This window comes from Streptomyces sp. NPDC054847, from assembly GCF_053610925.1.
In genome coordinates this window covers 1-13,576 of the sequence record NZ_JBSGZJ010000174.1, presented here as the reverse complement: position 1 = coordinate 13,576, position 13,576 = coordinate 1, and the positions used below count along the sequence as shown (strand labels likewise).

Here is a 13,576-nt window from a genome sequence, read left to right as displayed (position 1 = left end):
CCTTGTCGACCATGGTTCCCCCTCCACGCGGTCGATGAGCGTCCTTGGAACGGTAACAACGCCCGCTGACAGCAAGGACTTTGCAAAGGCAGAGGCGAATGTGATGTCCGCTACACCGGCCGGCCGATCAGCATCGCCGGCGCCCCCGCCACCCGCGTCAGGAAGACCGTCGCCGCGTTCGGCCCTTGCGGCTTCACCCTACGGCGGACCTCTTCCGGTTCGACCGCCGAGCCGCGCTTCTTCACGGTGAGGTTGCCGACCCCACGCTCCCGGAGCAGCGCCTTCAACTTCTTCAGGTTGAAGGGGAGTTGGTCGGTGATCTCGTACGCCGTCGCAAACGGGACCGGGCGCGGTTCGTCCGAGGTGATGTACGCGATCGTCTCGTCCAGAAGGCCGCCCGACACGTCCTCCGCGACCTCCGCGACCAGGTGGGCGCGGATCACGGCCCCGTCGGGTTCGTACAGGTAGCGGCCGACCGGGCGCACCGGCGGGTTCGGCAGACCGCGGCCGGTGAGGGTGTGCGGGCCCGGGAGGAGGGTGGCGCGGACCGTGGACGGGGCCGTGCCGAACCAGAGCACCGCCTCCTTGACGTCGCCGCCGTCCGAGATCCACTCCGCCTCGGCGTCCTCGGGGACCGCCTCGTGGGGGATGCCCGGGGCGACCTTCAGGGCCGCGTGGGGGCGGGTGCGGGCGGCGCCGATCGCCCAGGACAGCGGCGGGGAGTACGCCTCCGGGTCGAAGATGCGGCCACGGCCGCCCCGGCGGGCCGGATCGGCGAAGACCGCGTCGTACGGGGAGGTGTCGATGTCCGTGACGTCCGCGCAGCGGACCTCGATCAGAGCGGACAGGCCCAGCGCTTCGGCGTTCGCACGTGCGACTTCCGCCGTGAGCGGGTCGCGGTCGACGGCCAGGACCTGGATGCCCGCCCGGGCCAGGGCGATCGCGTCGCCGCCGATGCCGCTGCACAGGTCGGCGACGCTTCGTACGCCGAGCGCGGCGAACCGCGCGGCCCGGTGGTGCGCGACCGAGCGGCGGGTGGACTGCTCGACGCCGTTCGGGGTGAAGAACATCCGGCGGGCGTCCTCATCGCCGAACTTCGCCGCCGCCCGCTGCCGCAGCCGCGCCTGTCCCAGCGCCGCGGAGACCAGGGCCGCCGGGTGCTCGCGTCGCAGGCGGGTCGCGACGGCCAGTTCACGGGCGGGGTCGTAGGAGGCCAGCGAGGCCAGCAGCGCTTCGCCCTCCTCGGTGCGCAGTGCGGTGAAGGCGGCGAGCGGATCGAGGTCGTTCACCGGGCCATTGTGGTCCAGGTGGGGGATGGTGCGCTCGTGGCGGCGGTGTCGGACCGGTGAGCGGGCGGCGCGCTGACAGGATGCGTCGCCATGCAGCTAGTACGACAAAAGGGAAAACTAGGAGCGTACCGGGCCCGCGCGGCCCTTGTCTCGCTCGTCGTCGCCGCGCTCGGCTCCGGCTGTGCGGCCGAGGGGCCGCCGGAGGCGCCCCGCCCCTCCCGGCCCGCCGCAGAGAAGGAAGCACGGCAGGGGCCGCAGGCGCAGGAGCCGGACGCCCGCAAGGCCCGCGAAGCCGCCGGCGGTGGTCCGGCGCAGCGGGAGAAGGCAGCGCTCAGCCAGAAGGCCCGCGCCGCCGCCGCGAAGAAGTGGGGGCTGAAGCAGACGCCGCTCGCGGCGCCACCGCCACCCGCCGTCAAGCCTCGGATCAGCACCCGCAAGGGATTCGAGGTGGAGGACGGAGAGGGGCTGCCGCCCGTGTTCACCACCGTCCCGACGAAGGAGAAGATCGTCTTCCTGACGATCGACGACGGCGCGGAGAAGGACCCCGAACTGCTGCGGATGATGTCCGACCTGCGGATCCCTTACAGCGCCTTCCTCAGCGACTACGTCATCAACGACGACTACGGCTACTTCGAGAAGATGCGGGACAGCGGGGTGGCGCTGCACAACCACACGCTCAACCACCCGTATCTGCCCGGCCTTTCGTACGCCGAGCAGAAGCGTGAGATCTGCGGCCAGCAGGACAAGCTGGAGAAGCGCTACGGGAGCCGGCCCCGGCTCATGCGCCCCCCGTACGGGAACTACAACAGGGACACCCTGCGCGTCGCCAAGAAGTGTGGCGTCGAGGCCGTGCCGCTGTGGGCCGCGGAGGCGTTTCCCGACCACATGGAGTGGCGGGAGTGGGACCGGGACCTGCATCCGGGCGACATCATCCTCACGCACTTCCGTGGCGAGGAGGACTGGGAGGGCAGCATGCCGGACATGATCCGGCGGGTCATGCGGACGGTGACGGCGAAGGGGTACGCCGTGGCCAGGCTGGAGGACTACGTCTGAGACCGGGGACCGTCGGGCGGGGCCGGAGGCCGTGACCGGACGGCGGGACCGTGGCCGGGCCGGAGTCCGAATCGGAACGCCACGCGGTCTCGCATTGGCACTCCGCTTGACCGAGTGCTAATCGCAGTCATAGTCTCGGCCCTGGCACTCACCAAGTGAGAGTGCCAACACAGCGACGGGCAGGTCCGGCACCCGCGACGACGGATCCACCTGGTCGCCACCTCAGATCAGTTAACCCCGTGATCTCCGAAGGGGGAGGTCGGATCGTGACGACCGCCAGCTCCAAGGTTGCCATCAAGCCGCTCGAGGACCGCATTGTGGTCCAGCCGCTCGACGCCGAGCAGACCACGGCCTCTGGCCTGGTTATTCCGGACACCGCCAAGGAGAAGCCCCAGGAGGGCGTCGTCCTGGCCGTGGGCCCGGGCCGCTTCGAGAACGGCGAGCGCCTGCCGCTCGACGTGAAGACCGGCGACATCGTGCTGTACAGCAAGTACGGCGGCACCGAAGTGAAGTACAGCGGCGAGGAGTACCTCGTCCTCTCGGCCCGCGACGTGCTCGCGATCGTCGAGAAGTAGAAAGCAGGGGCGCGCTCAGGGGTCATCGGCCCCTGGGACTCCGCGTCAGTTCTGCCTCGAGCTGCGCCCCTGGCCACCCCGCTGATGCCGGGCGGCGAGGGGCGCAGTTCTTTGAACACGAAATCCGAGAGGGCTGAACCGCTCCCATGGCGAAGATCCTGAAGTTCGACGAGGACGCCCGTCGCGCCCTCGAGCGCGGCGTCAACAAGCTTGCCGACACGGTCAAGGTGACGATCGGCCCCCGTGGCCGCAACGTCGTCATCGACAAGAAGTTCGGCGCTCCCACCATCACCAACGACGGCGTCACCATCGCCCGCGAGGTCGAGATCGAGGACCCGTACGAGAACCTGGGCGCCCAGCTGGTGAAGGAGGTGGCGACCAAGACCAACGACATCGCGGGTGACGGTACGACCACCGCCACCGTGCTGGCCCAGGCGCTGGTCCGCGAGGGTCTGCGCAACGTCGCCGCCGGTGCCTCCCCGGCCGCCCTGAAGAAGGGCATCGACGCCGCGGTCAAGGCCGTGTCCGAGGAGCTCCTCGCGACCGCCCGCCCGATCGAGGACAAGGCCGACATCGCCGCCGTGGCCGCGCTCTCCGCGCAGGACCAGCAGGTCGGCGAGCTCATCGCCGAGGCGATGGACAAGGTCGGCAAGGACGGTGTCATCACCGTCGAGGAGTCCAACACCTTCGGTCTGGAGCTCGACTTCACCGAGGGCATGGCCTTCGACAAGGGCTACCTGTCCCCGTACATGGTGACCGACCAGGAGCGTATGGAGGCCGTCCTCGACGACCCGTACATCCTGATCCACCAGGGCAAGATCACCTCCATCCAGGACATGCTGCCGCTGCTGGAGAAGGTCATCCAGGCCGGTGGCTCCAAGCCGCTGCTGATCATCGCCGAGGATGTCGAGGGCGAGGCGCTCTCCACCCTCGTCGTGAACAAGATCCGCGGCACCTTCAACGCGGTGGCCGTCAAGGCCCCCGGCTTCGGCGACCGCCGCAAGGCGATGCTCGGCGACATGGCCACCCTCACCGGTGCCACCGTCATCGCCGAAGAGGTCGGCCTCAAGCTGGACCAGGCCGGTCTGGACGTGCTGGGCACCGCCCGCCGCGTGACGATCACCAAGGACGACACCACGATCGTCGACGGTGGCGGCAAGAGCGAGGACGTCGCGGGCCGCGTCAACCAGATCAAGGCCGAGATCGAGTCCACCGACTCCGACTGGGACCGCGAGAAGCTCCAGGAGCGCCTCGCGAAGCTGGCCGGCGGCGTGTGCGTGATCAAGGTCGGCGCCGCCACCGAGGTGGAGCTCAAGGAGAAGAAGCACCGTCTCGAGGACGCCATCTCCGCGACCCGCGCCGCGGTCGAGGAGGGCATCGTCTCCGGTGGTGGCTCCGCGCTCGTCCACGCCGTGAAGGTGCTCGAGGGCAACCTGGGCAAGGAGGGCGACGAGGCCACCGGTGTCGCCGTCGTCCGCCGCGCCGCCGTCGAGCCGCTGCGCTGGATCGCCGAGAACGCCGGCCTCGAGGGCTACGTCATCACCGCCAAGGTGGCCGAGCTCGAGGCGGGTCAGGGCTTCAACGCCGCGACCGGCGAGTACGGCGACCTGGTCAAGGCCGGCGTCATCGACCCGGTCAAGGTCACGCGCTCCGCTCTGGAGAACGCCGCCTCCATCGCCTCCCTGCTGCTCACGACCGAGACCCTGGTCGTCGAGAAGCCGGCCGAGGACGAGGGCGACGCGGGTCACGGCCACGGCCACGGCCACAGCCACTGACGCGACAAGCGCCGAGAAGGCCCCCGTCCCCGCATCGCGCGAGGGCGGGGGCCTTCCCCGTCGGAACGTCTCCTGGCAGGCGCGGCCTACAGGGCGCCGAGCTGGCGCATCAGCCGCATCAGGTCCATGTGCCACCAGCCTTCCTTGATCTTCCCGTCCTCGAACCGGAAGATCGTCGTGCCGGTGATGGTGCACTGCTCTCCCGTCGCCGGGATGCCCCGGAACTCCGCCTTGTGCCTGCCGCTCCAGGTCCACAGCGTCACGACGTCGTCCCCTTGGGTGACCTGCCGGTCGAGCTCGAAGGTGAAGTCGAAGGCGTCGCGCCACATGCCGAGGTCCCGGCGTATGACCTGCTTGCCGACCTCGGTGTCCTCCTCGTTGGCGACGTCGTGGTCGATGTAGTCGTCGGCGAAGACCTCGCCGATGGCGTCCAGATTGCCGCCGGCCGCGATCTCGTGGAAGAAGCGGCGGGCCGTCGCCGCGTTCAGCTGTTCCTCACGGACCACGTCCAGGTCGGTGAACGAGGGCATGCCGTCGCAGAGGGCCACCATCTCCTGGAACATCTTGTCCGTCTCCGGAAGGTGCGAGTTCTTCATCGCCTCCTCGTACGAGGGGAACTCGACGATGTCGACGTAGTGGCTGCTGTCGCTGCGGTCCTTCCCCGTGACGGCGTGGCCGGTGGTCCGCTTGCCCTGTGTCTGCTCGACCCACCTGTCCATGAGCGCGTTCACGTCGTCGAACCTGGCGGTCTTGTAGTCGATGATCTGCATGAATTTCATGGCGCCTCCCGAGCCGCTGCGGCCCCCGATGGGATATGTCCATCTTAGTGACGCAGGTCACAGTCGTGTCGTGAGCGGCTACTGCGGCCCGTACTTACGGCCCGTCTTCGACGTGAGCCCGCCCAGCAGGCCGCGCGGCGTCAGCTTCACGACGCCCATCAGCGCCTTGTAGCGGGGGTCGGGGATGGAGAGGGACTTCCCCTTGGCCAGGTCCGAGAGCGCCGACGCCACCAGCTTGTCGGCGTCCAGCCACATCCAGCCGGGGATGTTGTCCGTGCCCATGCCGGCCCGCTGGTGGAACTCGGTCCGTACGAATCCCGGGCACAGCGCCATCAGCCGCACCCCCGATCCGGCGAGGTCCCTGGCGGCGCCCTGGGTGAACTGCACGACCCATGCCTTGGACGCGCCGTAGGTGCCACGGGGCACGAAGGCGGCGACCGACGCCACGTTCACCACGCCGCCCCGGCCGCGTTCGCGCATCGGTCCCGCCGCGGCCGCGGTCAGCCGCAGCACCGCCTCGCAGTGCACCTTCAGCATGGTCAGCTCGTCGGCCATGGAGACCTCGAGGAACCGGCCCTTGTTCCCGAAACCCGCGTTGTTGACCAGCAGATCGACAGGGTGTTTGTGGTCCGCAAGGCGCTCCTCGACCGCGCCGATCCCGTCTTCCCGCGACAGGTCGGCCGTCAGTACCTCCGCCTCGATGCCGTGCCGGTCGTGCAGTTCGGTGGCCTGTTCCTGCAGCCGTTCGGTGTCCCGGGCCACGAGCACCAGGTTGTGCCCATCGGCCGCGAGCCGCCGTGCGAAGGCGGCGCCGATGCCCGCGGTCGCTCCCGTGATCAGTGCAGTCGTCATAGGCGGCACGTTAATGCCCGACGTGGTGGTGCGGCGCGGGCGCCTTCCCTGACCGGTGCCCCTCCGCGGCCCGCCCGGGGGCGCGAACTGCCCCGAAGTCCCGGGCCCGTTCCGCCTTCCGGCGCCCGCGCCGCGAGTCCCGCCGGGCCCCTCGCCTATGCGGCGGGGCCGGGGACCAGTCCGGGGCCGGCCGCCGTGCCGTATTTCGCGACGTACGCGCGGGCGTTCCTCAGCAGTTCACTGTGCAGGGCGTCACCTGCCTCGAGGACCAGGGGCAGCAGGTGGCGCTCGGTGGTCTCCGCCCGGAACGCCATCTCCACGGTCACCTCGTGCTCCGGCCGGTGCACCACCTCCACCGGGTCGCCGGCGCGGATCTCGCCGGGCTCGATGACCCGCAGGTACGCGCCGGACACCCCGCTCTGTGTGAAACGCCTGACCCAGCCCTTCTCGCCGAGCCGGCCGGCGAAGGTGCGGCACGGGACGCGGCCAGAGGTGACCTCGAGCACCACCGCATCGCCGATGCGCCACCGCTCACCGATCCTGGCCCCGGTGACATCGACGCCGATGGTGGTGAGGTTCTCGCCGAACGTGCCGTTGGAAAGCGGACGCCCCAACTCGCCTTCCCAGGCGTCGAGATCCTCACGGGCGAAGGCGTACACGGCCTGGTCGCTCCCGCCGTGGTGGCGCAGGTCGCAGACCGCGTCCCCCGAGAGACCGCTGCCGCCCTGCCCCTTGGGGCCCGGATCCGTCACCCGGACGGGCCCTTCCACCGGGCGCTTGTCGATTCCGGTCATGCCGCCGGGTGCATCGGTGTAATCGGCCGTCTTGGGGCGGCCCACGTTCACGGTCAGAAGCTTCATGTCTTGCACGCTAACCGACACCGCCTCAAAGTAACCAACGGTTAATCGTCCGTTCCCCCAAGCGTCCCTTATGCTTGATGGGTGATCGAAGCCCGCCACCTCCGTGTCCTGCGTGCCGTCGCCACCACCGGCTCGTTCTCCGCGGCCGCCCGCGAACTGGGATGCACCCAGCCCGCGGTCAGTCAGCAGATGAAGGCGCTCGAAAGCTCGGCCGGGACGCCGCTGCTGATCCGTACCGGCCGCGAGATGCGCCTGACCCAGGCCGGAGAAGCGCTCGTACGCCATGCCTCCGGCATTCTCGCCGGGCTCACCGCGGCGGAGGAGGAAGTGGCGGCGATCGCCGGGCTCCGGGCCGGCCGGGTCCGTCTCGTCTCGTTCCCGAGCGGTAGTTCCACGCTCGTGCCCACGGCCCTCGCCGCCCTGCGCGCGGCCCATCCCGGCACCCGGGTCTCGCTCGTCGACGCGGAGCCGCCGCGCTCGGTGGAGATGCTCCGCGACGGTGACTGCGACGTGGCGCTCGCCTTCCGTTACGACACGGCGGGGGCCGAGTCGGAGTGGGCCGACCTCGTCGTCCGGCCGCTGCTCGTCGACCGGCTCGTGGGTCTGGTGCCCGACGGGCACCGCCTCGCCGACGCGGGCAAGGTGGCCATCGGCGACCTCGCGGAGGAGTCGTGGATCGCGGGCTGCCCGCGCTGCCGGCGGCAACTGGTGGAGGTCTGCGAGAGTGCGGGCTTCACGCCGCGCATCGACTTCGCCACCGACGACTACCCGGCGGTGATCGGGCTGGTGGGCGCGGGGCTCGGTGTGGCCGTACTTCCCGAACTGGCGCTGGAGTCGGTGCGGCCCAAGGGGGCCAGGCTGGTGACGGTCGAGCCGTCGGTCCACCGTGAGATCGTCGCCCTGACGCTGCCCGACCTGGCCCATGTCCCGGCCGTCTCGGCGACGTTGTCCCAGCTCACCCTCGCGGCGTCCCGCTGACGTGTCAGCGGCTCCACGGCGTCGGCGGCCATCGTCGGATTCGGGGTGTGCGTCCTGCGGGACGGCCGTCGGCCCCCGCTCGGGAGATCGGGGGCCGGGACGCCGGAACAACTGCCTGTGCACGGGGCCGGATTGCCGGCAGGGGGCAGGCAAAGTGCAGGAACGTTTCTTCGGTTCGTGTGCGTGGCGCTCTCGTCAGCCGTGCACCGCACCCCCCGCGCTCGTGGCGGGGATCAGCCGGTGGCGTGCCCGTCCCATGAGCTCCTCGCGCTCGTCCTCGGTCAGCCCGCCCCAGACACCGTAGGGCTCGCGCACGGCCAGTGCGTGCGCCGCGCACTCGGCGCGTACGGGGCACCGCATGCAGACCTCCTTCGCCGAGTTCTCGCGCGCGCTTCGCGCCGCGCCGCGCTCACCTTCCGGATGGAAGAAGAGCGAGCTGTCGACCCCACGGCATGCCGCGAGGAGCTGCCAGTCCCACAGATCGGCGTTGGGTCCGGGAAGGCGAGAGAAATCTGCCATGGCGCATGTCCCCTTGAAACCGTGCTGGGTGGATACAGGACCAGGTCGGAAACGGGCGGGACGCCGACCGGACGTGCGCCGGATCCGGCACCAGCACCGTGCCAACGACCGTACATCTGCTGTGTAAGTAGATGTAAATATGACTCATTGCGAATCTAGCCATAGACACCGGAAAAAGGGAAGAAAAGCCGCTGAATGGGGCAGGGCCCTCATCCGATGAGGACGAGTGCTCCGCCCGCGATCCGTGAAACCTCCGTGTCGCCCCGTGTCGGGCCCGCCGGCCCTGCCGTCCGCCCGCAGAACCGGTGCTCACGCCCGCCGGATCACCCGCTCACGGAGCGTGCCGAAGTGCTGCGTACGACCCGTAACTCTTTCGAGTGACCGTCGTTGAGAGGGCGGAGGCGGTTGAAAGAACAAGCTCTCGGGCACATGTCCGAGTGCGTTCAACCGCACAGGTGAAGAAACGTATCCAGCCTGGAGGCTCAAGGTGACGCGCATCAGCTGCGGAGGGCGGCCATGACATCCGTCCTCGTCTGCGACGACTCCCCGCTTGCCCGAGAGGCGCTTCGCCGCGCGGTCGCGACCGTGCCCGGCGTCGAGCGCGTGACGACCGCGGCCAACGGCGAGGAAGTCCTCCGCCGCTGGGGTGCCGATCGTTCGGACCTGATTCTTATGGACGTACGCATGCCCGGTCTGGGCGGCGTGGAGACCGTGCGCCGGCTGCTCTCGGCAGACCCCGGCGCCCGGATCATCATGCTGACCGTGGCCGAGGACCTCGACGGCGTCGCGCTCGCGGTCGCCGCCGGCGCCCGCGGCTATCTCCACAAGGACGCCTCGCGCGCCGAACTGCGTGCGACCGTCACCCAGGCGCTCGCCGACCCGACGTGGCGGCTCGCCCCGCGCCGGCTCCGTTCGGCCGAGATGGGGGCCGCTCCCACGCTCACCGCGCGTGAGATCCAGGTCCTCGAAGGAATGAGCCACGGCCGGTCCAACGCGGAGATCGGGCGTGAGCTCTTCCTCTCGGAGGACACGGTGAAGACGCACGCCAGGCGGCTGTTCAAGAAGCTCGGCGCCTCCGACCGGGCACACGCGGTCGCCCTCGGATTCCGCTGGGGCCTGGTCCGCTGAGGACCGTACGAATGGGACGGTGCGGGGGTTACGGATGCCCGAGGGCATCCGTTTCCCGCGCGATGCCGCATCCTTGAGGTGTGGAGTTCCTCGGGGACGAGTCGGTCGAGCGGGAGGGGAGGGCGCGAGGGATGAGTTCCGGCGCACCTGCTCATAACGCTTCGGTGCACAACACAGGACGCAGTGCCACGGACGGCCGCGGGCCAGGGCACCATGGACCGATGCGTGACGACGAGGCGGCGACCGGCCAAGGAGCCATCGGTGCGCTCGTGCACCGTGCCGTCGACGGCGACGAGCAGGCGACGCACGACCTGCTGGCGCACGTCCACCCCCTCGCGCTGCGGTTCTGCCGCTCGCGCCTCAGCAGGCTGCCCGGTGACGCTCGTCACTTCGTGGAGGACCTGGCGCAGGAAGTGTGCGTCGCGGTGCTGATGGCGCTGCCGCGCTACAAGGACACCGGACGGCCCTTCGAGGCCTTCGTCTTCGCCATCGCCTCCCACAAGGTCGCCGATCTTCAGCGGGCCGCGATGCGCCACCCGGGCTCGACGGCCGTGCCGTCCGACGAGATGCCGGAGCGCCCCGACGACTCGCTCGGCCCCGAGGAGCGGGCGCTGCTCAGCGACGACGCCGAGTGGGCCAAGAGGCTGCTCGCCAATCTTCCGGAGAACCAGCGGGAGCTGCTGGTGCTGCGGGTCGCCGTCGGGCTGACCGCGGAGGAGACCGGGCAGATGCTGGGGATGTCCCCGGGCGCGGTCCGGGTCGCCCAGCACCGCGCGCTCAGCAGGCTGCGCGCGCTGGCGGAGCAGTGAGCCGTCCGTCGGAGATCGCGCGCGGCTGAGCGTGAACCGTCCGCCTGTCGTCTGCGTATGTGTGCGTATGACTGTGGTGTGAACGTACAAAGCTGCTGGACGATCTTGATCGTGGAATGAGACGGCTGCTCGGGCCGTTAGCATGGACATCCGCACCGATCAAGGCCATTTGGGGAAGGTGTCATGACCAACGTCGACGGAGTGCCCGAGAAATTCGCGACACTCGGGCTGACCTACGACGATGTGCTTCTGCTGCCTGGTGCGTCGGAAGTGCTTCCTAACGCAGTCGACACCTCGTCCCGTGTCTCCAGGAACGTCCGGGTGAACATCCCGCTGCTCTCGGCGGCGATGGACAAGGTCACCGAGTCCCGCATGGCGATCGCGATGGCGCGCCAGGGCGGGGTGGGCGTGCTGCACCGCAATCTGTCCATCGAGGACCAGGTGAACCAGGTCGACCTGGTGAAGCGTTCCGAGTCCGGGATGGTGACCGACCCGATCACGGTGCACCCGGACGCCACGCTCGCCGAGGCCGACGCCCTGTGCGCCAAGTTCCGGATCAGCGGTGTGCCGGTGACCGACGCCGCGGGCAAGCTGCTCGGTATCGTCACCAACCGTGACATGGCCTTCGAGACGGTCCGCACGCGCCAGGTGCGCGAGGTCATGACCCCGATGCCGCTGGTCACGGGCAAGGTCGGCATCTCGGGCGTCGACGCCATGGAGCTGCTGCGCCGCCACAAGATCGAGAAGCTTCCGCTGGTCGACGACGCCGGCATCCTCAAGGGCCTCATCACGGTCAAGGACTTCGTCAAGGCCGAGCAGTACCCGAACGCCGCGAAGGACGCCGAGGGCCGTCTGCTCGTCGGCGCGGCCGTCGGTGCGAGCCCGGAGGCGCTGGAGCGGGCGCAGGCGCTGGCCGGTGCGGGCGTCGACTTCCTGATCGTCGACACCTCGCACGGACACAACAGCAACGCCCTCAACTGGATGGCGAAGATCAAGTCGAGCGTCGGCGTCGACGTCATCGGCGGCAACGTGGCGACGCGCGACGGCGCCCAGGCCCTGATCGACGCGGGTGTGGACGGCGTCAAGGTCGGCGTCGGACCCGGTTCCATCTGCACCACCCGCGTGGTCGCCGGCATCGGCGTCCCGCAGGTCACCGCGATCTACGAGGCGGCGCTGGCCTGCCGCGCCGCGGGCGTCCCGGTGATCGGCGACGGCGGCCTGCAGTATTCGGGAGACATCGGCAAGGCGCTCGCCGCAGGTGCCGACACGGTGATGCTGGGCAGCCTTCTCGCGGGCTGCGAGGAGTCTCCCGGTGAGCTGCTCTTCATCAACGGCAAGCAGTTCAAGTCGTACCGGGGCATGGGCTCGCTCGGGGCGATGCAGTCCCGCGGTCAGGGCCGGTCGTACTCCAAGGACCGCTACTTCCAGGCAGAGGTGGCCTCCGACGACAAGCTCGTCCCCGAGGGCATCGAGGGCCAGGTGCCCTACCGCGGTCCGCTCGCGGCCGTGCTGCACCAGCTGGTCGGTGGTCTGCGTCAGACCATGGGCTACGTCGGAGCGGCCTCCGTCGACGAGATGGAGACCAAGGGCCGGTTCGTGCGGATCACCTCGGCGGGGCTCAAGGAGAGCCACCCGCACGACATCCAGATGACGGTCGAGGCGCCGAACTACAGCAGGAAGTAGTCCCGCACATGACAGAGGGCGGTCCCGGGGGTTGCCGGGGCCGCTCTTCATGTGTGCGTCGGGGATACTGGTAGGGCCCAGGCGCAGATGCAGAAGGAAAGGCCACACACGTGACTGAGATCGAGATCGGGCGCGGCAAGCGCGGCCGCCGGGCGTACGCGTTCGATGACATCGCCGTCGTTCCGAGCCGGCGCACGCGGGACCCGAAGGAGGTCTCGATCGCCTGGCAGATCGACGCCTACCGCTTCGACCTGCCCTTCCTTGCCGCTCCGATGGACTCCGTGGTCTCCCCGCAGACCGCCATCCGCATCGGCGAGATGGGCGGCCTGGGTGTTCTGAACCTCGAGGGCCTGTGGACCCGCTACGACGACCCGCAGCCGCTGCTCGACGAGATCGCCGAGATGGACGAGGCCGGCGCCACCCGCCGGCTCCAGGAGATCTACTCCGCCCCCATCAGGGAGGAGCTGATCGGCCAGCGCATCAAGGAGGTGCGCGACTCCGGGGTCGTGACCGCCGCCGCGCTCTCCCCCCAGCGGACCGCGCAGTTCTCGAAGGCCGTGGTGGACGCGGGCGTCGACATCTTCGTCATCCGCGGGACGACGGTCTCCGCCGAGCACGTCTCCGGCGCCGCTGAGCCGCTGAACCTCAAGCAGTTCATCTACGAGCTCGACGTGCCGGTCATCGTCGGCGGCTGCGCCACGTACACGGCCGCGCTGCACCTCATGCGTACCGGCGCGGCGGGCGTCCTCGTCGGCTTCGGCGGCGGCGCCGCGCACACCACCCGTAACGTGCTGGGCATCCAGGTGCCGATGGCGACCGCCGTCGCGGACGTCGCCGCGGCCCGCCGTGACTACATGGACGAGTCGGGCGGCCGGTACGTCCACGTCATCGCGGACGGCGGCGTCGGCTGGTCCGGCGACCTGCCGAAGGCGATCGCCTGCGGTGCCGACGCCGTGATGATCGGCTCCCCGCTGGCCCGCGCGACCGACGCGCCGGGCAAGGGCCGTCACTGGGGCATGGAGGCCGTCCACGAGGACGTGCCGCGCGGCAAGCTGGTGGACCTCGGCATCGTGGGCACCACCGAGGAGGTCCTCACCGGTCCCTCGCACACCCCCGACGGTTCGATGAACTTCTTCGGCGCGCTGCGCAGGGCGATGGCCACGACGGGCTACAGCGAGCTCAAGGAGTTCCAGCGTGTCGAGGTGACGGTGGCGGACTCGCAGCACCGCCGCTGACCTGCTGCTCCACACATGGGAAGGGCCCGGCACCGAGGTGC

The 13,576-nt window shown here is 69.9% G+C and carries 13 protein-coding genes; 8 read left to right on the top strand and 5 right to left on the bottom strand.

The window, feature by feature from the left end:
* Nucleotides 1-110 precede the first annotated feature (110 nt).
* Entirely contained in the window at nt 111-1,289 is a 1,179-nt protein-coding gene (locus tag ACWGH4_RS18845) for a class I SAM-dependent methyltransferase (protein ID WP_453461978.1), read from the bottom strand.
* A 90-nt stretch (nt 1,290-1,379) separates the two neighbouring features.
* Between ACWGH4_RS18845 and ACWGH4_RS18840 the strand changes: the two genes are divergently transcribed.
* The 3 genes from ACWGH4_RS18840 to groL all read left to right on the top strand — a co-directional run bounded on the left by ACWGH4_RS18840 (nt 1,380) and on the right by groL (nt 4,692).
* Entirely contained in the window at nt 1,380-2,342 is a 963-nt protein-coding gene (locus tag ACWGH4_RS18840) for a polysaccharide deacetylase family protein (RefSeq protein ID WP_453461975.1), read from the top strand.
* Between the two features lie 266 nt (nt 2,343-2,608).
* A complete protein-coding gene (gene groES / locus ACWGH4_RS18835; RefSeq protein WP_005313390.1) occupies nt 2,609-2,917 on the top strand; it encodes a co-chaperone GroES in 309 nt (102 codons plus the stop codon).
* Nucleotides 2,918-3,063: 146 nt separating this feature from the next.
* A complete protein-coding gene (gene groL, locus ACWGH4_RS18830) occupies nt 3,064-4,692 on the top strand; it encodes a chaperonin GroEL (protein WP_005313388.1) in 1,629 nt (542 codons plus the stop codon).
* A gap of 86 nt (nt 4,693-4,778) precedes the next feature.
* On the opposite strand, the gene ACWGH4_RS18825 is transcribed toward groL, so the two are convergent.
* From ACWGH4_RS18825 to ACWGH4_RS18815, 3 genes are all read right to left on the bottom strand, one after another.
* The gene (locus tag ACWGH4_RS18825; RefSeq protein ID WP_453461972.1) at nt 4,779-5,471 is read right to left on the bottom strand and encodes an ester cyclase; all 693 of its coding nucleotides are present in this window, start codon (nt 5,469-5,471) and stop codon (nt 4,779-4,781) included.
* A gap of 78 nt (nt 5,472-5,549) precedes the next feature.
* Nucleotides 5,550-6,323, bottom strand: a complete 774-nt coding sequence (locus ACWGH4_RS18820) for an SDR family NAD(P)-dependent oxidoreductase (RefSeq protein ID WP_453461970.1) — start codon at nt 6,321-6,323, stop codon at nt 5,550-5,552.
* A 155-nt stretch (nt 6,324-6,478) separates the two neighbouring features.
* A complete protein-coding gene (locus ACWGH4_RS18815) occupies nt 6,479-7,183 on the bottom strand; it encodes an MOSC domain-containing protein (RefSeq protein WP_453461968.1) in 705 nt (234 codons plus the stop codon).
* Nucleotides 7,184-7,264: 81 nt separating this feature from the next.
* Between ACWGH4_RS18815 and ACWGH4_RS18810 the strand changes: the two genes are divergently transcribed.
* Nucleotides 7,265-8,161 (top strand): LysR family transcriptional regulator, encoded by an 897-nt coding sequence (locus ACWGH4_RS18810; protein WP_453461965.1) that lies wholly within the window; start codon nt 7,265-7,267, stop codon nt 8,159-8,161.
* Nucleotides 8,162-8,356: 195 nt separating this feature from the next.
* On the opposite strand, the gene ACWGH4_RS18805 is transcribed toward ACWGH4_RS18810, so the two are convergent.
* Nucleotides 8,357-8,680: a WhiB family transcriptional regulator gene (locus ACWGH4_RS18805; protein ID WP_189466813.1), complete on the bottom strand. Its 324-nt coding sequence runs from the start codon at nt 8,678-8,680 to the stop codon at nt 8,357-8,359.
* Nucleotides 8,681-9,196: 516 nt separating this feature from the next.
* Here ACWGH4_RS18805 and ACWGH4_RS18800 point away from each other — a divergent pair.
* The 4 genes from ACWGH4_RS18800 to ACWGH4_RS18785 all read left to right on the top strand — a co-directional run bounded on the left by ACWGH4_RS18800 (nt 9,197) and on the right by ACWGH4_RS18785 (nt 13,535).
* Nucleotides 9,197-9,808: a response regulator transcription factor gene (locus ACWGH4_RS18800; RefSeq protein WP_003948568.1), complete on the top strand. Its 612-nt coding sequence runs from the start codon at nt 9,197-9,199 to the stop codon at nt 9,806-9,808.
* 221 nt (nt 9,809-10,029) lie between these two features.
* Nucleotides 10,030-10,617, top strand: coding sequence for a sigma-70 family RNA polymerase sigma factor (locus tag ACWGH4_RS18795; RefSeq protein ID WP_159688461.1), 588 nt, complete (start codon nt 10,030-10,032; stop codon nt 10,615-10,617).
* Nucleotides 10,618-10,800: 183 nt separating this feature from the next.
* Nucleotides 10,801-12,300 carry an IMP dehydrogenase gene (guaB, locus tag ACWGH4_RS18790; RefSeq protein ID WP_441263730.1) on the top strand — a complete coding sequence of 500 codons (1,500 nt, stop codon included), beginning with the start codon at nt 10,801-10,803 and terminating at the stop codon, nt 12,298-12,300.
* A gap of 110 nt (nt 12,301-12,410) precedes the next feature.
* Nucleotides 12,411-13,535, top strand: coding sequence for a GuaB3 family IMP dehydrogenase-related protein (locus ACWGH4_RS18785; RefSeq protein WP_453461960.1), 1,125 nt, complete (start codon nt 12,411-12,413; stop codon nt 13,533-13,535).
* The last annotated feature ends 41 nt before the right edge of the window (nt 13,536-13,576 follow it).